The 18,701-nt window shown below is 67.2% G+C and carries 13 protein-coding genes and 8 pseudogenes; 8 read left to right on the forward strand and 13 right to left on the reverse strand.

The genetic code is table 11. The annotated features are described in order from the left end of the window. Window positions 1-285 precede the first annotated feature (285 nt). The 7 genes and pseudogenes from ubiD to ACSJDS_RS04585 all read left to right on the forward strand — a co-directional run bounded on the left by ubiD (window position 286) and on the right by ACSJDS_RS04585 (window position 5,871). Window positions 286-1,766, forward strand: a pseudogene (ubiD, locus tag ACSJDS_RS04555) (4-hydroxy-3-polyprenylbenzoate decarboxylase). Between the two features lie 15 nt (window positions 1,767-1,781). Then, window positions 1,782-2,560 (forward strand): annotated as a pseudogene (locus tag ACSJDS_RS04560) (NAD(P)H-flavin reductase). Further along, window positions 2,557-3,270, forward strand: coding sequence for a dihydromonapterin reductase (gene folM / locus ACSJDS_RS04565; protein ID WP_473032267.1), 714 nt, complete (start codon window positions 2,557-2,559; stop codon window positions 3,268-3,270). Before ACSJDS_RS04560 ends, folM begins: the two are co-directional and overlap by 4 nt. Before the next feature lie 210 nt (window positions 3,271-3,480). Further along, window positions 3,481-3,648: a hypothetical protein gene (locus ACSJDS_RS04570; protein WP_473032268.1), complete on the forward strand. Its 168-nt coding sequence runs from the start codon at window positions 3,481-3,483 to the stop codon at window positions 3,646-3,648. A 126-nt stretch (window positions 3,649-3,774) separates the two neighbouring features. Next, window positions 3,775-3,948: a hypothetical protein gene (locus ACSJDS_RS04575; protein WP_473032269.1), complete on the forward strand. Its 174-nt coding sequence runs from the start codon at window positions 3,775-3,777 to the stop codon at window positions 3,946-3,948. Between the two features lie 5 nt (window positions 3,949-3,953). Continuing rightward, window positions 3,954-5,033 carry a 3-deoxy-7-phosphoheptulonate synthase gene (locus ACSJDS_RS04580; RefSeq protein ID WP_473032270.1) on the forward strand — a complete coding sequence of 360 codons (1,080 nt, stop codon included), beginning with the start codon at window positions 3,954-3,956 and terminating at the stop codon, window positions 5,031-5,033. A gap of 325 nt (window positions 5,034-5,358) precedes the next feature. Then, entirely contained in the window at window positions 5,359-5,871 is a 513-nt protein-coding gene (locus tag ACSJDS_RS04585; protein WP_473032271.1) for a DUF3087 family protein, read from the forward strand. 16 nt (window positions 5,872-5,887) lie between these two features. On the opposite strand, the pseudogene ppk1 reads toward ACSJDS_RS04585, so the two are convergent. Then, window positions 5,888-8,130: pseudogene (gene ppk1, locus ACSJDS_RS04590) on the reverse strand (polyphosphate kinase 1). Window positions 8,131-8,187: 57 nt separating this feature from the next. Further along, window positions 8,188-9,185, reverse strand: a pseudogene (gene hemB / locus ACSJDS_RS04595) (porphobilinogen synthase). Between the two features lie 320 nt (window positions 9,186-9,505). Here hemB and elbB point away from each other — a divergent pair. Further along, window positions 9,506-10,167: pseudogene (elbB, locus tag ACSJDS_RS04600) on the forward strand (isoprenoid biosynthesis glyoxalase ElbB). A gap of 107 nt (window positions 10,168-10,274) precedes the next feature. Here the strand turns inward: elbB and tatC are convergent. The 11 genes and pseudogenes from tatC to ACSJDS_RS04655 all read right to left on the reverse strand — a co-directional run bounded on the left by tatC (window position 10,275) and on the right by ACSJDS_RS04655 (window position 18,593). Next, window positions 10,275-11,041, reverse strand: a pseudogene (gene tatC / locus ACSJDS_RS04605) (twin-arginine translocase subunit TatC). A 63-nt stretch (window positions 11,042-11,104) separates the two neighbouring features. Then, window positions 11,105-11,506 (reverse strand): Sec-independent protein translocase protein TatB, encoded by a 402-nt coding sequence (gene tatB / locus ACSJDS_RS04610; protein ID WP_473032272.1) that lies wholly within the window; start codon window positions 11,504-11,506, stop codon window positions 11,105-11,107. Window positions 11,507-11,512: 6 nt separating this feature from the next. Next, window positions 11,513-11,779 carry a Sec-independent protein translocase subunit TatA gene (gene tatA / locus ACSJDS_RS04615; protein WP_473032273.1) on the reverse strand — a complete coding sequence of 89 codons (267 nt, stop codon included), beginning with the start codon at window positions 11,777-11,779 and terminating at the stop codon, window positions 11,513-11,515. 46 nt (window positions 11,780-11,825) lie between these two features. Then, complete coding sequence (locus tag ACSJDS_RS04620; protein ID WP_473032274.1) at window positions 11,826-12,161, reverse strand: phosphoribosyl-ATP diphosphatase; 336 nt, start codon at window positions 12,159-12,161, stop codon at window positions 11,826-11,828. Between the two features lie 30 nt (window positions 12,162-12,191). Further along, complete coding sequence (gene ubiB, locus ACSJDS_RS04625) at window positions 12,192-13,814, reverse strand: ubiquinone biosynthesis regulatory protein kinase UbiB (protein WP_473032275.1); 1,623 nt, start codon at window positions 13,812-13,814, stop codon at window positions 12,192-12,194. Next, entirely contained in the window at window positions 13,811-14,452 is a 642-nt protein-coding gene (locus ACSJDS_RS04630) for a ubiquinone biosynthesis accessory factor UbiJ (RefSeq protein ID WP_473032276.1), read from the reverse strand. Before ACSJDS_RS04630 ends, ubiB begins: the two co-directional genes overlap by 4 nt. A gap of 7 nt (window positions 14,453-14,459) precedes the next feature. Further along, window positions 14,460-15,206: a bifunctional demethylmenaquinone methyltransferase/2-methoxy-6-polyprenyl-1,4-benzoquinol methylase UbiE gene (gene ubiE, locus ACSJDS_RS04635; protein ID WP_473032277.1), complete on the reverse strand. Its 747-nt coding sequence runs from the start codon at window positions 15,204-15,206 to the stop codon at window positions 14,460-14,462. Between the two features lie 279 nt (window positions 15,207-15,485). Then, window positions 15,486-15,868, reverse strand: a pseudogene (locus ACSJDS_RS04640) (gamma-butyrobetaine hydroxylase family protein). Between the two features lie 201 nt (window positions 15,869-16,069). Next, window positions 16,070-17,391, reverse strand: a pseudogene (gene hslU / locus ACSJDS_RS04645) (ATP-dependent protease ATPase subunit HslU). A 10-nt stretch (window positions 17,392-17,401) separates the two neighbouring features. Further along, the gene (hslV, locus tag ACSJDS_RS04650; RefSeq protein WP_473032278.1) at window positions 17,402-17,935 is read right to left on the reverse strand and encodes an ATP-dependent protease subunit HslV; all 534 of its coding nucleotides are present in this window, start codon (window positions 17,933-17,935) and stop codon (window positions 17,402-17,404) included. Window positions 17,936-18,068: 133 nt separating this feature from the next. Next, window positions 18,069-18,593, reverse strand: coding sequence for an SPOR domain-containing protein (locus ACSJDS_RS04655; protein ID WP_473032279.1), 525 nt, complete (start codon window positions 18,591-18,593; stop codon window positions 18,069-18,071). Between the last annotated feature and the right edge of the window lie 108 nt (window positions 18,594-18,701).

Raw genomic sequence — 18,701 nt, forward strand, 5'->3', positions numbered from 1 at the left:
CGAAGCGTCGGACCGGAGCTGAAGCTCCTCCTACATTAGAAGTTTTCGTTTGTAGGAGCGCCGGTTCCCGTCGCGACTGGCGCCGTAGGCGCCCGGCGGAGGCTGCAACGTTTGCGGTAACGGCCTACGCCGGGCAACACCGCCGGGAGGCCTGCGGCCTCCAGTCGCGATCTAAAGATGCTCCTACAGCGGAGGCTAGCGCCTGTTGGAGCACTTTGTTCGGCGGTGTGGAAAGGGGCGGCGTGGTATGCTGCCCCTTTTGTGGTTCCGGAAACGGGAAATCGAATGAAGTACAAGGACCTGCGCGACTTCATCAGCGCCCTGGAGGCCCAGGGCGAGCTCAAGCGTATCACCGCCGAGGTGGACCCCTATCTCGAGATCACCGAGATCTGCGACCGCACCCTGCGAGCAGGCGGCCCGGCGCTGCTGTTCGAGAACGTCAAGGGTCATGACATGCCGCTGCTGGGCAACCTGTTCGGTACGCCGAAGCGGGTGGCCATGGGCATGGGCCAGGACAGCGTCGAGGCGCTGCGCGAGGTGGGTAAGCTGCTCGCCTTCCTCAAGGAGCCCGACCCGCCCAAGGGCTTTCGCGACGCCTGGGAGAAGCTGCCGATCTTCAAGCAGGTGATGAGCATGGGGCCCAAGACCGTGCGCAGCGCCCCGGTGCAGGAGGTGGTGCTGGAGGGCGACGACGTCGACCTCGACCGCCTGCCGATCCAGCACTGCTGGCCCGGCGACGCCGCGCCGCTGGTGACCTGGCCGCTGGTGGTCACCCGCGGGCCCCACAAGAAGCGCCAGAACCTGGGGATCTACCGCCAGCAGAAGCTCGGCAAGAACCGCCTGATCATGCGCTGGCTGTCGCACCGCGGCGGGGCGCTGGATTTTCAGGAGTGGCAGCAGGCCCATCCCGGCGAACCCTTCCCGGTGGCGGTAGCGCTGGGGGCCGATCCGGCCACCATCCTTGGCGCGGTGACCCCGGTGCCGGATTCGCTCTCCGAGTACGCATTCGCCGGGCTCTTGAGGGGCTCGCGCACCGAGCTGGTCAAGTGCGGCCATGCCGACCTGGAGGTCCCCGCGTCGGCGGAAATCATCCTGGAAGGCTTCATCTACCCGGACGATACGGCGCCGGAAGGCCCCTACGGCGACCACACCGGCTATTATAACGAGGTCGACCACTTCCCGGTGTTCACGGTAACGCGCCTGACCCAGCGGCGCGACGCCATCTACCATTCGACCTATACCGGGCGGCCCCCGACGAGCCGGCGATCCTCGGCGTGGCGCTCAACGAAGTGTTCGTGCCGATCCTGCGCAAGCAGTTTCCCGAGATCGTCGATTTCTACCTGCCGCCGGAGGGCTGCTCCTACCGCATGGCGGTGGTGACCATGAAGAAGCAGTACCCGGGCCACGCCAAGCGGGTGATGATGGGCGTGTGGAGCTTTCTGCGCCAGTTCATGTACACCAAGTTCGTGGTGGTGCTCGACGACGACGTCGATGCCCGCGACTGGAAGGACGTGATCTGGGCCATCACCACACGCATGGACCCGGCCCGGGATACCGTGATGGTGGAAAACACGCCCATCGACTATCTGGACTTCGCCTCCCCGGTGGCGGGGCTCGGCTCCAAGATGGGGCTGGATGCCACCAGCAAGTGGCCCGGTGAGACCGACCGAGAACGGGGCACGCCCATCGTCATGGACGAGGCCGTCAAGGCCCGTGTCAGCGAGCGCTGGAACGAGCTGGGTATCGACTTGCCCCCCACTCCCTGACGACAAGAGGCATGCATGACGCCAAGGACCCTGACCTGCCAGGTAACGGCAGTAGAGGATCTGACCCCCGACGTGTTCCGGGTACGCCTGGAAGGGCGCGCCGAGGCCATGGCCCACGAACCGGGCCAGTATCTGGAGCTGAAGCTCGACGACGAGACCTGGGTGCCGTTCTCCATCGCCAACGCCCATGAGGGCGACGGCAGCCTGGAGCTGCATATCCAGCACTGGCCGCAGCGCGAGAACTCCGAGCGGATGCGCGCACTGGTCAAGGAGGCCCACCACCTGACGCTGCGCCTGCCCGGCGGCGACTGCGTGCTCGACAGCGAGAGCCAGCGGCCGCTGCTGTTGATCGCGGCGGGCACCGGTTTTGCCCAGATGAAGGCGATCGTCGAGGCCTCCCTGCACGAGGCGCCCGAGCGCCCCATCGCGCTGTGGTGGGCCGCCCGCGAGCGTCGCGAGCTCTACCTGGAAAGCCTGCCCGTGAGTGGGCGGCGGCCTACCCGAACTTTCACTTCCATGCGGTCACGGAAGTGGTGCCGGAGCCGCCGCTCACCGGCGAGCGGATCAGCTATCACCATGGCCGCATCGACCAGGCGCTGGCCGTGGGCCTCGAGGATGTCAGCGGCTGCGACGTGTATATCTCGGGCTCCCCGGGCATGGTCTACGCCTGCGTCGACGTGCTGGCGTCGCTGTCGCTCTCGCCCTCCCGGGTGTTCTCGGACGTCTTCGCCTACGCGCCGCGCACTCCGCTGGTGCCCACCGTGGGCAGCCTGCGACGCGAGCAGCAGGCGTGAGCGCCTCGCCGATCCTGATCACCGGCGGGGCCCAGCGGCTTGGGCGCCACTGTGCCGAGCGGCTGGTGGAAGAGGGTCACCCGGTGATCATCAGCTATCGCCGCGAGCGGCCAGAGCTGGACGAGCTGCGGGCCAGAGGCATCGTGACGCTGCAGGCGGATTTCGCCAGCGAGGCGGGGATCCTCGACTTCATCGCCCGGCTCAAGGCCGAGACTTCGTCGCTGCGGGCGATCGTGCACAACGCCAGCGACTGGGCGCCGGATTCAACCGGGGAAGATGCCGGCAGCAACTTCGAGCGGCTGTTTCGCATCCATATGCTGGCCCCCTATCTCATCAACCTGCAGTGCCGCGAACTCCTCGAGGCCTGCGGTGAGCCGCAGCGCGATATCGTGCACATGACCGACTACGTAGTGCAGAAGGGCTCCAGGAAGCACGCCGCCTATGCTGCCACCAAGGCCGGCCTGGACAACCTGACCCTCTCTTTCGCCGCGATGTATGCACCGTCGATTCAGGTCAATGCCATTGCCCCGGCGCTGATCATGCTCAACCAGGGCGACAGCGAGGCCTATGTCGAGAAGGCGCGCGCCAAGTCGGCGATGCGGATGATCCCCGGCCCCGGGGTGATCTACCAGAGCCTGCGCTATCTGCTCGACAACCGCTATGTCACCGGCGTCACCCTGCCGGTCGATGGGGGCCGGCATCTTGGTTAGAATGATGGGCACCGATATGCAGCCTAAGCAAGGAGAACGTCATGGCAGGACACAGCAATAAGCCGTACCACGACGACAGCGGCCTGGGTCACTGGTCGTCGGGCTGGTGGTGACCGTTGGGCTGGCCTGTCTGCCCCTGGTGGTCGGCATCATCAAGGTGCTGGGCAACTGAGGCTTGCCAAGCGGTGCCCAAGCCGGCAGGATAAGCTCATGACTCAGGAGACACCCATGACCTCGACCGCCCATTGCCTGTACGCCGTTCACCGCCCCCTGTGGGAGCGCGCGGTGCTGCGTGCTGGTGGCGTCGGGGTGGTGCTGGCCGCCGCCGGCCAGTACTGGTATTGGTTTAGCTCCGGTGTGCCGGCGGCCGAGTCCTGAGCGAGGACATCGCCGCGAAGGCACACCCAGCCGGGTTGCCTCCCCCTGAAACCCCCGGTCGGCAACCCGACCGGGGGTTTTGCGTTCTGGTCGCCAGAACATCATCAATCGAAGAGGAGTCGCACCATGATCGACCGCCACGCCGCCATTGCCGCCTTCGCCTCACCCTGCCATGACTATTATGGCGCAGGCTATGGCTGGCGATTTAGCGCCGCGCGGTCGGGCCAGTGCGCCACCTCCGACCGTGAGACCAACGGTGGCATGACCTCGACACGATGTTTACCGATCTCACGGAGCTGAACACCATGAATGCCTCGCTTTCCCTTGCCGAGCGCCTGCCCGGCCACGCCCCGACCCCGCTGGCCCCCGCCGTCACCGAGACGGCCTTGCCCACCCCGGTCGAACTGCGTCATCGCCTGCCCCTGTCGCGCCCGCTGGTGGAGCGTCTGCATGCGCAGCGCCAGGCGGTGCGGGATATCCTCGCCGGCCACGACGACCGACTGCTGGTCGTGGTGGGCCCCTGCTCGATCCACGACCCTGCGGCCGCGCTGGAGTACGCCCGGCGCCTGGCCGAGCTGACCCCGGCGGTGGCCGACCGGCTGCTGCCGGTGATGCGTGTCTACGTGGAGAAGCCGCGCACCACCGTGGGCTGGAAGGGGCTTGCCTATGACCCGCACCTCGACGGTAGTGGCGACATGGCCCGCGGGCTGCATCTCTCCCGCGAGCTGATGCGCGAGGTGGTCGACCTGGGTCTGCCGGTGGCTACCGAACTGCTGCAGCCGATGCTCGCCTCCTACCTGGACGATCTGTTGGCCTGGGTGGCCATCGGCGCTCGCACCACCGAGTCCCAGCTGCATCGGGAGCTGGCCAGCGGCCTGGATGCCGCGGTGGGCTTCAAGAACGGCACCGGCGGCGACATTCAGGTGGCCTTGGATGCGATGCGAGCCGCCGCCCACCCGCATCAGCACGTGGCGCTCAGCGCCGACGGCCGACCGGTGATGCGGGAAACCGCCGGCAACCCCAACACCCACGTGGTGCTGCGCGGCGGCCACGCGGGCCCCAATCACGACCGTGAGTCGGTGAGGGCCTGTCGGGAGGCAATCGAGGCGGCCGGCCTGACCCCGCGGCTGATGGTCGACTGCAGCCACGCCAACGCTTGCAAGGACCACCGCCGCCAGGAGCAGGTGCTGCAAGACGTGATCGACCAGCGGCTCGCCGGCGAGCAGGCGCTGATGGGGCTGATGCTCGAGAGCCACCTGGAGGAGGGCAAGCAGCCCCTGGCGTCGGGGCTGCGCTACGGTGTCTCGGTCACCGACGCCTGCCTGGGCTGGGAGAGCACCGAGCGTCTGCTGCTTAGCGCCGCGGAACAGCTACGCCTGCGCTAATGTGGCTTGCCGGTCGGGGATTGTTGCCGCTTCCGTAGCGAGGGGCGCCGAGGACAAGTCGAAGAGGGGGTCCGATTCCAGGGGTGAGGAGCACTGCTCCGAACGGGCTGGCCATGGATGGCCAGCACCGGACCTGCAAGCGGAGTGGGACGCGAGAGCGCAGCAGGGAATCGGTAGCGTACAGGGAGGTATTTACAGCGCCCCCTCGTAGACTTGTCGCCGGATCAGCCCCGAGCGGTGGGGGCATGAAAGGATATGGCCTGTACCCCGGGGAGCCGAGTCGGGATAATCACCCCCATTTCCGACTCGCCACCCTGGAGGCTCCATGCGCTTTCGCTTCGAACGTCACGACCCCGAGACCTACCGGCGCAAGGCGCGGCTGATCAGCCTGGCCATGGCCGGCCAGCTGATCGTCTTCGGCCTGGTCTTCGCCCAGCTGCTGACCACCACCTTCGGGTCCAGCCTGTGGCTCAATGCCCTGGGCGTGCTGCTGGGCCTGATCGCTACCAGCATGACCTTCGCGGTGCTGCGCGAGCGCCCCTGGATGACCGAGATGCGCTACGTGTGGCAGCTCAAGCATCATCTTTCCCGTGTCAGCGGCTACCTGCCCGCCCTGCGCCGCGAGATCGAGAATGGCAACGACCTGGCCCTGGACCTGCTGACCTTCTACCACCAGGGCATGACTCAGCTCGCCGAACTCAACGGCCGGACCCTGGATGACGACTCGGAGCTGCTCGCCGAGAAGATGAAGGTTCGCCTGCAGCGCCAGGAGAAGGGGCTGCCCGAGCGGGTCGACGGCTTCGACCCCGACGATCTCGCCGCCTTCAAGCGCGGCTAGCGACGGCCGGGCCGCCTCATGCCCTGGCGGCGTAGGCATAGAGCAGCGTCTCCTGGGCGCTGATCGGTGCCTTGTCGCCGGGTTCTCGCTTGAGGTAGTGGCCGTCGGGGGTCAGCTCCCAGCTCTGGCAGTTATCCACCAGGTAGGTCTCCAGGTCCTTGCGCACCCGGGCGGCAAGCTTCTTGTTGAGCAGCGGGAAGCAGGTCTCCACGCGGTGGAACATGTTGCGGGCCATGGCGTCGGCGCTGGAGCACCAGACCTCTGGGGCATTGTCGTTGTGGAAGTAGAAGACCCGAGTGTGCTCGAGGAAGCGGCCGATGATCGAGCGCACGCGGATACGCTCCGAGACCCGGGGATGCCCGGGCGCAGGCAGCACATGCCGCGGATGATCAGCTCGCACTCGACGCCGGCCTGGGAGGCCCGATACAGCGCCTGGATCAGCTTGGGCTCGGTCAGGGCGTTGCACTTCAAGATCAGCCTCGCCGTGCGTCCCCGCCGTGCGTGCCCGGCTTCCCGCTCGATCATTGCCACCAGCCGTTCGTGCAGGGTGAAAGGGGCGTGGAGCAGCGTCGTGATACGCCGCGCCCGGCCCATGCCCGACAGCTGCTGGAAGACCTTGTGCACGTCGGCGCACAGCGTGGGATCGGCGGTCAGCAGGCTGTAGTCGGTGTAGAGCCTCGCCGTCCTGGCGTGATAGTTGCCGGTGCCCAGGTGAGCGTAGTGGCGCAGCTTGCCGCCTTCGCGGCGCACGATATGCATCAGCTTGGCGTGGGTCTTGTACGCCATCACCCCGTAGATGACGATGGCGCCGGCCTCCTGCAGGCGCGAGGCCAGCGCCAGGTTGTCGGCTTCGTCGAAACGCGCCCGCAGCTCGATCACCACCGTGACCTCCTTGCCGCTTCCGGCGGCCTCCACCAGGGCGCCGACGATCGCCGAGTCGGCCCCGGTCCGGTAGAGGGTCTGCTTGATGGCCAGGACCTCCGGGTCGCGGGCCGCTTCGCGAAGCAGGTCCTCCACCGGGGCGAAGCTGTGGAAGGGATGGTGGAGCAGGATATCCTCGCGGCCGATGGCGGTGAACAGGCTCGGCTTGTCGCGTAGCGCCTTGGGTAGCCCGGGCGTGAAGGGGCGGTAGAGCAGCTCGGCGGGGGCCACCTCGTCGAGCACCGACATCATACGGGTCAGGTTGACCGGGCCGTTGACCCGGTAGAGGTCGTCGGCGTCGAGCTCGAACTGCTTGAGCAGGAAGTCGGTCAGCGCCTCGGGGCAGTTGTCGGCCACCTCCAGGCGCACGCCGCTGCCATAGCGTCGGGCAAGCAGCTCGCCGCGCAGCGCCGAGGCCAGGTCGGAGACCTCCTCCGGGTCCACCGAGAGGTCGGCATTGCGGGTCAGGCGGAACTGATAGAGGCCGCGCACCGCCATGCCCGGAAAGACTTCCTCGGCATGGGCATGGATCATCGAGGAGAGAAAGACGAACTCCCGCATGCCGGGCTCGCAGAGGCTGTCGGGCACGGCGATGATGCGCGGCAGCGAGCGCGGCGCCGGCAGGATGGCCAGTCCTCCTTCCCGGCCGAAGGCGTCCTTGCCCTCCAGCTCGACGATGAAATTGAGGCTCTTGTTGACCAGACGGGGGAAGGGGTGGGAGGGGTCGAGTCCGATGGGGCTGACCACCGGCATGATCTCGGCCTCCACGTAGTCGTGGACCCAGGCGCGCTGCGGCTCGGTCCACTCCCCGCGGCGCCGGAAACGGAGCCCTTTGGCCTCCAGGGCGGGGATCAGCGTCTCGTTGAGAATCCGGTACTGGCGCGCGACCTGCTCATGGGCGAGCCGGCCGATCTCCTCGAGCACCGAGCGCGGCGAGCGGCCATCGGCCCCGCCGCTTTCGTCGCCCAAGGCGATCTGGTGCTTCAGTCCGGCGACTCGGATTTCGAAGAACTCGTCCAGGTTGGAGGAGAAGATCAGCAGGAACATCAGCCGGTTGAGCAGCGGATGCGCTTCGTCGAGGGCCTGCTCCAGAACCCGGATGTTGAACTGCAGGTGTGAGACTTCGCGATTGAAGTAGAGGCCGGCGTCGGTCAGGTCGGCCTCGGGCGCGGGAAGCGCCTTGGGCTTGATGCCGGTACGGGTCTGATTGAGTCGAGGCAGGCCGGGCTCGCTGGGCGCCTCGTCGCCGGTCGGCACCGTAGCAGCCGAGCTCCCCGACGGCGAGGTGTCGTCCGGCGGTGAAAGGGGCGTCGGCGGAGGGCGTTGCGGGTCTTCCATGGTCTCTCCCGAGTGGTGAGCCGCAAGGGCGCCGCGCTGCCGCCGAGCCCCCTGCGGTCATGGGGCGAGCAGGCGTGCCGCTCGCTTGGCAAAATAGGTGAGCACGCCGTCGGCACCGGCGCGCTTGAAGCACAGCAGCGATTCGAGGATCACCGTGTCGGCATCGAGCCAGCCGTTCTCGAAGGCGGCCATGTGCATGGCGTATTCGCCGCTGACCTGATAGGCGTAGGTGGGCACCTTGAGCTCGTCCTTGATCCGCCGCACCACGTCCAGGTAGGGCATGCCCGGCTTGACCATCACCATGTCGGCGCCTTCGGCCAGGTCCAGGGCCACCTCGTGCAGGGCCTCCTCGCCGTTGGCGGGGTCCATCTGGTAGGTGCGCTTGTCGGCCCGGCCGAGATTGGCGGCAGATCCCACGGCGTCGCGGAAGGGGCCATAGTAGTGCGAGGCATACTTGGCGCTGTAGGCCATGATGCGGGTATTCACCAGGTGCTCCTGCTCCAGCACCTGGCGGATCTCGCCGATGCGGCCGTCCATCATATCCGAGGGGGCCACCACGTCGGCGCCGGCCTCGGCGTGGAGAGAGCCTGCTTGAGCAGGGTCTCCACGGTGCGGTCGTTGAGCACGTAGCCGGCGGCGTCGATGATGCCGTCCTGGCCGTGGCTGGTGTAAGGGTCCAGCGCCACGTCGGTGATGATGCCAAGCTCGGGGACGGCATCCTTCAGGGCCCGCACGCTGCGCTGCACCAGCCCGCTGGCGCTGTAGGCCTCCTCCGCCAGCTCGCTTTTGAGCGCCTGGTCGACCACTGGAAACAGCGCCATGGCGGGGATGCCCAGGTCGCGGGCCTCCCTGGCCTCCTCGATCAGCAGGTCCAGGGAGAGGCGCTCGACACCGGGCATCGAGGGCACGGCCTCGCGCCGCTGCTCACCCTCCAGCACGAACACTGGCCAGATCAGGTCGGCCGGGGTCAGGGTGTTTTCGCGCATCAGGCGGCGTGAGAAATCGTCGCGGCGCATGCGGCGCATGCGGGTGGCGGGGAACTGGCGCGTGGTCATGAAACTCAAGGCTCTCTTCTCCGGCTATGGGGCCATGCTCGCCATCCCGGCCAGTGTGCCGGCATGGCATGACGGTTCGATGACAACCCCGTGGTTGATGCCTCGAGTATATCAGTGCCTCGGCTCGCCGGAAGCCGCGCCTTGTCGCACCCGGTATGACTCTCTAAAGTGTTGGCTTTAGGATTCTAGCAGCCTGTCGGATTTGACCGATCGCAGTCGATCAGCGCTAAGTCTGACAGGCTGCTAGAGAGCCCTTCGGAATCGCGAGTCGTTACTGCTCAGGGGCGTCGTTTCGCGGTCCGATATTCGAGGAGAAAGGCATGAGTAAACAGGTGGCGGTCATCCTGTCGGGCTGCGGCGTCTACGATGGCTCGGAAATCTACGAGACCACCCTGACGCTGCTGCGACTGGATCAGCTGGGGATCGGCTATCGCTGCTTCGCGCCGGATATCGCGCAGCAGCATGTGATTGATCATCGTAGCGGCGAGGTGGCTGAGGATGAGTCGCGCAACGTGTTGGTCGAGTCCGCCCGATTGGCGCGGGGGAGATCAGCGACCTCGCCACGCTAGAGCCCGGGGAGTTCGACGCAGTGATCCTGCCCGGCGGCTTCGGCGCAGCCAAGAACCTGTCGAACTTCGCCGTTGCCAGCGACGAGATGACCGTGATCGAGGCGCTGGCCGAGCCGCTGGGCGAATTTCATGCGGCGCGCAAGCCCATCGGCCTGATGTGCATTTCGCCGGTGCTGGTGCCGCGGCTACTGGGCTCGGGCATCGCCGTGACCGTAGGCCATGACCCGGGGGTCTCCGGGGCGATCAGCGCCATGGGCGGGCTGCACCGCAGCTGCGGCGTGGAGGATATCGTGGTCGATTTCGAGAACCGCGTGGTGACCACCCCGGCCTATATGCTGGCCACCCGTATCAGCGAGGCCGCCACCGGGATCTTCAAGCTGGTCGATCGCATCGACGAGCTGATGGACCTGTGACCCGGCCTCGCCGGGAGCGGTAAGCTATAAGCCGTAAGCTGTAAGTGAAACCTCCAATGCCTTGAGCCTTGGGGGTTTCTTATGGCTTACAGCTTAAAGCTTATGGCTTACACGTCGTCTTCCGCCTCGCGCCGCTGTTTCTTGCGCCTCGCCAGGCGGCCGAACAGCAGGCCCACCTCATAGAGCAGGTACATGGGGACGGCGAGCAGGCTTTGGGAGATCACGTCCGGCGGGGTCAGCAGCATGCCCACCACGAAGCAGCCGAGGATGATGTAGGGACGCTTCTTCGCCAGACTCTCCACCGTGGTCGCGCCGGAGGCGATCAGCAGGAAGGTGGCGATGGGAATCTCGAAGGCCACGCCGAAGGCGAAGAACAGTTTGAGAACGAAGTTGAGGTAGGCGTTGATGTCGGTCATCACCGCCACGTCCTCCGGCCCGGTCTGGGTGAAGAAGAGAACAGCAGCGGGAAGACCGCGTAGTAGGCGAAGGCCGCGCCGGCGTAGAACAGTGCCACGCTGGAGGCGAGGATCGGCATCGCCAGCGCCTTCTCGTTGTCGTAGAGTCCTGGCGCCACAAAGGCCCAGGCCTGGTGCAGCACATAGGGGATGGCCACGAACAGCGCCACCACCAGGGTCAGCTTGAAGGGCGCCAGGAACGGCGAGGCCACCTCGGTGGCGATCATCTGCGCCCCCTCGGGCAGCAGCGCCATCAGCGGCTGGGCCACGAAGGTGTAGATGTCATTGGCGAAGGGATAGAGCGCGAGGAAGATCACCAGGATCGCCACGACGCTTCGCAGCAGGCGCGAGCGCAGTTCGATGAGGTGTTCGATCAGCGGCGCCTGCTCCATTTCCTGCTTGTCACCGGAGTCGCTCATCGGGACGCGGCATCCTTGTTGTCATCGTCGGAAGAGGCCTCTTCGGCCGCGCGGTCGGGCACCTCAGGAGGCGTTTCGGGGATACGGGCGCTGCTCAGGGCGTCGTCCAGCCGCTCGGCCGCCGGCTTGGAGGGCGGCGGGGGCTCGGACGCCGTCGCTGGCTCGCGTTTCCTCCTGGCGGGGCTCACGCCGGGGCGATGCCGGGGGCTCGGCGATGCTCTCCACGTCGCGCTTGGCCTTGTTGAGGCTCTCGTCGAGCTTCTCCTGCTGCTCCTTGAGCTTCTGACGCAGCTCCTCCGCCTCCAGCTGGGCGTTGATCTCCCGCTGCATCCCCGAGACGGTGCGCTTGATCTTGCCGACCCACAGGCCCAGGGTGCGCGCCGCCTTGGGCAGGCGCTCCGGGCCGAGCACCAGCAGCCCCACGATCCCGAGGATCAGCAGTTCGAGAAAGCCGATATCGAACATGGCGGCTTACTTGCGCTCTTCTCGATCCTCGACGTTTTCCTCGGCCTTCTTCTCCTCGGCCCGGACGTCATAGGTATTGGCCGGCTCTTCGTGAGAGACCTTGGCCTGGGGCTTGTCCTTGTCGTCCTTGTCGTCTTCGTTCACGGCCTGCTTGAAGCCCTTGACCGCGCCGCCTAGGTCGCTACCCACGTTGCGCAGCTTCTTGGTGCCGAAGATCAGGATGATGATGCCGAGCACGATCAGCAGTTGCCAGATACTGATACCACCTAACATGAAGGATTCCTCTGATTCGATGTTCCGGAGTTTCCGGAGGTCGGGTTCACTTGGACCTTGCGGCCTTCTCTTCGTGCCCGGAAATGCCGAAGCGGCGGGCCAGTTCGTCGAGCACGTCGCGGTGGTCGAGCCCCAGGTGCGAGAGCATTACCAGACTATGAAACCACAGGTCGGCGGTTTCGGCGACCACTGCCCGGCGCTGGCTATCGTCGCCGTTCTCGGCGTCCTTGGCCGCTAGCAGGGTCTCGGTGGCTTCCTCGCCGACTTTCTCGAGGATCTTGTTCAGCCCCCGGTGATGCAAGGCGGCCACGTAGGAGTCCTCGGGATCGGCGCTGCGGCGCTGCTCCAGTACCTTGAAGAGTTCGTCGAGAGTATCACGCATGACAGGCCTTCCAGTTGCGATGGATCAAGATCATTGCCAGGCCAGCAGCGCCAGGCCGATGGCGGCCGCCGCGAGCACCGGCCAGGGCTGGTCGCCGGCCCACTGGGTCAGCGGCTGCCAGGCCAGCGCCAGGGCCACCAGCAGCAGGCCCAGGCGCAGGCGCCGCCCGCTGCGCCGGGTCTGGGCCAGCTGATGGCGGATGCCGGCCACGGCAACTGCCTGGCGGCTGCGCTGGCGATGCTCGTGCTCGACCCGGCTGAGCGCCTGGTGGGCCAGGGTCGGCAGCTCCGGCAGCTGGCGCGACAGCTCGGGCGCCTGGCGCTTGAGGGATTCCCATAGCCCGCTGGCCCCGGCGCGCTCCTTCATCCAGCGCTCCAGATAGGGCTTGGCGGTGGTCCACAGGTCCAGGTCGGGGTAGAGCTGGCGGCCCAGCCCCTCGATATTGAGCAGGGTCTTCTGCAGCAGCACCAGCTGCGGCTGCACTTCCATGTTGAAGCGCCGAGCGGTCTGGAACAGCCCCAGCAGCACCTGGCCGAAGGAGATGTCCTTGAGGGGCTTCTCGAGGATCGGCTCGCAGACGGTGCGGATCGCTGCGGCGAACTCGTTGGCGCGGGTATCCTCGCCCACCCAGCCCGACTCGATGTGCAGGGCGGCTACCTCATAGTAGTCCTGATGGAAGAAGGCCAGCAGGTTGCGCGCCAGGTAGTCCTGGTCCTCGCGGGTCAGGCTGCCGACGATGCCGCAGTCGATGGCGATGTACTGAGGGTCGTGGGGGTGCTCGCGGGTGACGAAGATATTGCCCGGGTGCATGTCGGCGTGGAAGAAGTTGTCGCGAAACACCTGGGTGAAGAAGATTTCCACGCCGCGCTCGGCGAGCTTCTTGAGGTCGGTGCCCTGGGCGACCAGGGCTGCGGTGTCGGCCACGGGAATGCCGTAGATGCGCTCCTGGACCATCACTCGGCGACGGGTGTGGGACCAGTGGATGGCCGGCACGAAGAGCAGCGGCGAGTCCTTGAAGTTGCGCTTGAGCTGGGAGGTGTTGGCGGCCTCCTTGTGCAGGTCGAGCTCATCGAACAGGGTCGCCTCATAGTCGCGTACCACCTCGACGGGGCGCAGTCGCCGCGCCTCGGGAATCCGTGCCAGCACCCCGGCGACCCGATACATCAGCGCCATGTCCTGGCGCATCACCCGCTCGATGCCGGGGCGAGTGATCTTTGCCACCACCTCCTCGCCGCTGTGCAGGCGGGCGGCGTGCACCTGGGCGATGGAGGCAGAGGCCAGCGGTTCGGGGTCGAAGTGGGCGAAGGCCGTCGCCAGGGGCATCCCCAGCTCCTCTTTCACCAGGGCGCTGGCCTCTTGGCCGGGGAAGGGGGGCACCTGGTCCTGCAGGCGCCGGAGTTCGTCGGCGATGTCCTCGGGCAGCAGGTCGCGGCGGGTGGAGAGCAGCTGGCCGAACTTGACGAAGATCGGGCCGAGGGCCTCCAGGGCGAGGCGCAGGCGCTCGCCGCGGCTGCGTTCGCCGACCGGTATCATGCGCAGCGGCGAGAGGGTGAACATCAGGCGCAGCGGCCAGGGCAACCGCTCCAGGGGCAGCAGGGTGTCGAGGCGAAAGCGGGTGATCACCCACAGGATGCGCAGCAGTCGCAGGTTCATCTCGTTGAGGCCTCGCCTTCCAGTCGACGCCGCAGGCGCGCGAGGCGCGCCTCGAGGCGGTCGGTGGCCACCTCCAGCTCGGTGAGATGGTCGCGCAGGTCTTCGAGCTGATGGCGGCCGGGCAGCCAGCGCGCCTCCTCGAAGACGTACTCGGCCACGTCGGCGGTCAGCTCGTCGTGGGCACGCAGCCCCCAGCGGGCGATCCGGCGCAGGCCCTCGGCCAGCGAGTGGGCCGGGACGTCGCCAAGCCAGCGGGCCAGTTCGGCCTCCCAGTCGAGTTCGAGGTCGAACAGCAGGTCGCGCACCTCCTCCAGCAGGTGCGTGCGTCCGCGTACCGCCAGCCGGCCCCGGAACATCAGCCGCTCCATGGACTGGCCGCCGAGCAGCTCGCCGAGGGTCTCGGCGTCGAGCTCGACCACGGCGTCGGCGGCGGTTTCGTCGGCGTGGTCCTGGCGCAGCAGGTCGAGACCGTGAGCGTGGAAGCTGACCAGCAGTGTCAGGGCAGGCTGTTCCAGGCGCAGCAGCAGGCGGCTGCCCGCAAGGCGCGCCAGCCGGCCGGGGGCCGCCGGGTCGCGGGCAAGCAGGGCGTTGAGCGTACGCTCGATGCCGGCCAGCAGCAGGGTCGGTGTCAACGTCATGACGGTCTCAGAGCTTGATGCCGCGGTGCAGGGCGACGATGCCCCCGGTGAGGTTGGTGTATTCGACCCGCTCCAGTCCTGCGGCTTCCATCATCGCCTTGAGCCGCTCCTGATCGGGGTGGACGCGGATCGACTCGGCCAGGTAGCGATAGCTCTCGGCGTCGCCGGCCACCATCTCGCCCATGCGCGGCAGCAGGCGGAAGGAGTATTCGTCGTAGGCCTTGGAGAGCAGCGGGTTGGTGGGGTGGGAGAACTCCAGGACCAGCAGGCGGCCGCCGGGCTTGAGCACCCGGGCCATCGAGCGCAGGGCAGCGTCCTTGTCGGTGACGTTGCGCAGGCCGAAGGCGATGGTGATGCAGTCGAAGCTGTTGTCCGGAAAGGGCAGACATTCGGCGTTGGCCTGGACGTATTCGACGTTGCCGCCCACGCCGTTGTCGAGCAGCTTGTCGCGGCCGACCCGCAGCATCGACTCGTTGATGTCCGCCAGCACCACCCGGCCGCGGAGGCCCACCAGGCGCGAGAACTTGAGCGTCAGGTCGCCGGTGCCACCGGCGATATCGAGCACGCTGTGGCCGGGTCGCACCCCGGCGCGCTCCAGGGTCAGGCGCTTCCACAGGCGATGGATGCCGAACGACATCAGGTCGTTCATGACGTCATAGCGAGCCGCAACGGAGTGGAAGACGTCGGCCACGCGCGAGGCCTTCTCCTCGACGGGGACTTCCTGATAGCCGAAGTGGGTGGTGCGCTTGTCCATGGGCGGTGGGACTCCCGAGTCGCTGCAGGGGGAGAGGCGGGCGGCCTCGAATTGCGCGCCATCGTAGCCTTCCCCGGCGGCGATTGTCTTGACGAAGGCCCTTTGCAAAGAACTCTTGCGACCGGCAGGGCGAGGGGCGCCGGGGACAGGCCGAAGAGGAGGTCCGATTCCAGGGAAGGAATCGGTAGCGCCCAGGGAGGGGTTTACAGCGCCTCCTCGCAGGCCTGTTGCCGGATCAGCCCCGAGCAGCCGAGTTGGTTCTGGGCCGGGGTATTCGTATTACAGCTGCTTGATCTCGATGCCCAGGGGCTCGCGGCTGGCGCCGGCTTCCTCCAGGCGCTTGAGGTAGTCCGCCCAGTTGGCCTCGCGATGCTCGATCAGCCACCACAGGTAGTCCCAGCTGTAGAGACCGCTGTCGTGGCCGTCGTCGAAGTGCAGCTTGAGCGCGTAGCGCCCGGCCGGGGTGATGTCCTTGAGGCCGACGAACTTCTTGCCCACCTGCAGGGTTTCCTGGCCGCGGCCGTGGCCGCGCACCTCGGCGGAGGGGAGAAGACCCGCAGGTACTCGATGGCGAGCCGGTGGCTCTCGCCATCGCCGTAGCCAAGCTCCAGCTCCTGGGCCTTGCGGTGGTAGTGCACTCGGGTTGGGGTGGGGGCTGTCATGGGCACCTCCGGTGAGCCGTAAGCTGTAAGCCTGAAGCCGTAAGCCCGCTACCGTCTGGCATGGCGGGCCATGGCCGGGACGGCTAAGGGTTAGGCTTGCAAGAATCGGCGAGCCAGACGCAGGTTCGCTGCTCAAGGTCTGCGAACACTGCGCCTGTGGGGTTCACTTACAGCTTATAGCTTACGGCTTAAAGCTGGGGGTTAGAGGATATACCGCGAGAGATCCTCGTCCATGGCCAGCTCGCCGAGCTGAGAGTCCACGTAGGCGGCGTCGATGGCCAGCGGCGAGCCGATGTCGGCGCCCTTGAACGAGGCCTCCTCGAGTAGGCGCTCCATCACCGTGTGGAGGCGCCGCGCGCCGATGTTCTCGGTGCCCTCGTTGACCTTCCAGGCGATCTCGGCGATGCGCGCGATGCCGTCGGCGGTGAACTCCACGTCGAGCCCCTCAGTGGCCAGCAGCGCCTTGTACTGCTTGGTCAGCGATGCCGAGGGCTCGGTAAGGATGCGCTTGAAGTCGTCCGGGGTCAGCGCATTGAGCTCGACGCGGATCGGCAGGCGGCCCTGCAGCTCGGGGATCAGGTCCGAGGGGCGCGACAGGTGGAAGGCGCCGGAGGCGATGAACAGGATATGGTCGGTCTTGACCATGCCGTACTTGGTGGAGACCGTGGAGCCCTCGATCAGGGGCAGCAGGTCGCGCTGGACGCCCTCCCGGGAGACTTCGCCACCGCTGGACTGGCCGCTGCCCTTGGCCACCTTGTCGATCTCGTCGAGAAAGACGATGCCGTGCTGCTCCACCGCCTCGATGGCGCGGTGCTTGATCTCCTCCTCGTTGACCAGCTTGGCGGCCTCCTCGTCGCGCAGCAGGGCAAAGGCGTCCTTCACTGCCACCCGGCGGGTCTCCGTCTTCTGTTTGCCCATGCCGGCGAACAGGCTCTGCAGCTGGTTGGTCATCTCCTCCATGCCCGGCGGGGTCATGATATCGATGCCCGGCGCCTGCTGGGAGACCTCGATGTCGATCTCCTTGTCGTCGAGCTGACCCTCGCGCAGCTTCTTGCGAAAGATCTGGCGCGTGGAGCTGTCGGCGCGGGCGCTCTCCTCCTGGCCCCGGGGCGGGGCAGCAGGGCGTCGAGGATACGGTCCTCGGCGGCGTCCTCGGCGCGGTGGCTCACCTCCTCCTTGGCCTGCTCGCGCACCAGCTTGATGGCCGCCTCGGTCAGGTCGCGGATGATCGAGTCCACGTCGCGACCCACATAGCCCACTTCGGTGAACTTGGTGGCCTCGACCTTGATGAAGGGCGCGCGGGCCAGCTTGGCCAGGCGACGGGCGATCTCGGTCTTGCCCACCCCGGTGGGGCCGATCATCAGGATGTTCTTGGGGGTGACCTCGGGGCGCAGGCTGTCGTCGAGCTGCATGCGCCGCCAGCGGTTGCGCAGGGCGATGGCCACGGCGCGCTTGGCGTCCTGCTGGCCGATGATGAACTGGTCCAGGGCGTGGACGATTTCGCGGGGAGTCATCTGGGTCATGGTGGTCGCCTTAGCGCTGCGCGGAGGGCAGCTCCTCGAGGGTGACGTGGTGGTTGGTGAACACGCAGATATCGCCAGCGATGGCCAACGACTTCTCGGTGATCTCGCGGGCCGAGAGCTCGGTGTTCTCGAGCAGCGCCCGGGCCGCGGCCAGGGCGTAGTTGCCGCCGGAGCCGATGGCGATGATGCCGCGCTCGGGCTCCACCACGTCGCCGTTGCCGGTGATGATCAGCGAGGCGTCCTTGTTGGCCACGGCGAGCAGCGCCTCGAGCCGGCGCAGGGCGCGGTCGGTGCGCCAGTCCTTGGCCAGCTCCACGGCGGCCTTGACCAGGTTGCCCTGATACTTCTCCAGCTGCGCCTCGAAGCGCTCGAACAGGGTGAAGGCGTCGGCGGTGCCGCCGGCGAAGCCCGCCAGCACCTCGCCGCGATAGAGGCGGCGTACCTTGCTGGCGTTGCCCTTCATCACGGTGTTGCCCAGGGACACCTGGCCGTCGCCGGCCAGTGCGACCTGGTCACCGCGGCGCACGGAAACGATCGTGGTCATGGAGAAAGACTCCGTAACGGGGAGCCGGGGCTCCCGATGACTTTCGGCGCCGCGGATCGCCGGGCGCCGTGACTGAGCTTTCAGGGGAGGTGTGGGCGCAGCGCCCGGAATTCAAGCGCGGCCAGGCAGTGGGTCAGTTTTGCAGGCGAATCAACAGCGGCTCAATCCCCTGGGTGATCATCAGGTCCTGGGCGCGGTTGAGCTCCCGGGTGTCGTCGTAGGGGCCCACCTGGACGCGATGCCAGGTCTCGCCGCCGGACGCCTGGACCTGGCTGACCTGGGCCACCAGGCTGAGATTGCGCAGCCGCTGCTTGAGCTGCTCGGCGTCCCCGGATTCGCGGAAGGAGGCGGCTTGCAGCATGTAGCGCGACGCGGCGCCGGTGGGTGCCGGCCTGGTCCCGTCGCCGCCGTTGGCAGTTTCGCTGGCGTCGTCCTGGAGGTTGGCGGCGATCACCTGGGCAATGGGGTCGTCGTCCGGTGTCTCCGGGGCGGCAGCCGTTGGTGGTGGCGGTGGCGGCGCCGCGGCGACCTCACCACGCGGAGCGACCACCTCGGACTCCGGCAACAGGGTGTAGAACTCGAAGGTGGGCATGCGCGGCTCGCTGGCAGCCGGCGGCGCCTCGTCCTGGGGAGTGTCGGCGGGCGGTTTGGGCAGCACCGTGGCCAGGGGCGAGTCATGGCCTTCCTGCCAGGGGCGGTCCCGTGCTGATGCTGAGCCAGCAGGAAGCCGGCGGCGAGGCCCGCCAGCCCCCACAGCCAGCCGGGC

Source organism: Halomonas sp. SL18_1 (genome assembly GCF_055755715.1).

Bases quoted from the DNA above. Each gene is read 5' to 3' on its own strand.
- ACSJDS_RS04575 (WP_473032269.1), top strand. From the start codon at position 3,775: ATGATCGACCGCCACGCCGCCATTGCCGCCTTCGCCTCACCCTGCCAT.
- ACSJDS_RS04630 (WP_473032276.1), bottom strand. From the start codon at position 14,452: ATGACGTTGACACCGACCCTGCTGCTGGCCGGCATCGAGCGTACGCTC.
- hslV (WP_473032278.1), bottom strand. From the start codon at position 17,935: ATGACCACGATCGTTTCCGTGCGCCGCGGTGACCAGGTCGCACTGGCC.
- ACSJDS_RS04570 (WP_473032268.1), top strand. From the start codon at position 3,481: ATGACTCAGGAGACACCCATGACCTCGACCGCCCATTGCCTGTACGCC.
- ACSJDS_RS04585 (WP_473032271.1), top strand. From the start codon at position 5,359: ATGCGCTTTCGCTTCGAACGTCACGACCCCGAGACCTACCGGCGCAAG.
- ubiB (WP_473032275.1), bottom strand. From the start codon at position 13,814: ATGAACCTGCGACTGCTGCGCATCCTGTGGGTGATCACCCGCTTTCGC.
- tatA (WP_473032273.1), bottom strand. From the start codon at position 11,779: ATGTTAGGTGGTATCAGTATCTGGCAACTGCTGATCGTGCTCGGCATC.
- ACSJDS_RS04620 (WP_473032274.1), bottom strand. From the start codon at position 12,161: ATGCGTGATACTCTCGACGAACTCTTCAAGGTACTGGAGCAGCGCCGC.
- tatB (WP_473032272.1), bottom strand. From the start codon at position 11,506: ATGTTCGATATCGGCTTTCTCGAACTGCTGATCCTCGGGATCGTGGGG.
- ACSJDS_RS04580 (WP_473032270.1), top strand. From the start codon at position 3,954: ATGAATGCCTCGCTTTCCCTTGCCGAGCGCCTGCCCGGCCACGCCCCG.
- ubiE (WP_473032277.1), bottom strand. From the start codon at position 15,206: ATGGACAAGCGCACCACCCACTTCGGCTATCAGGAAGTCCCCGTCGAG.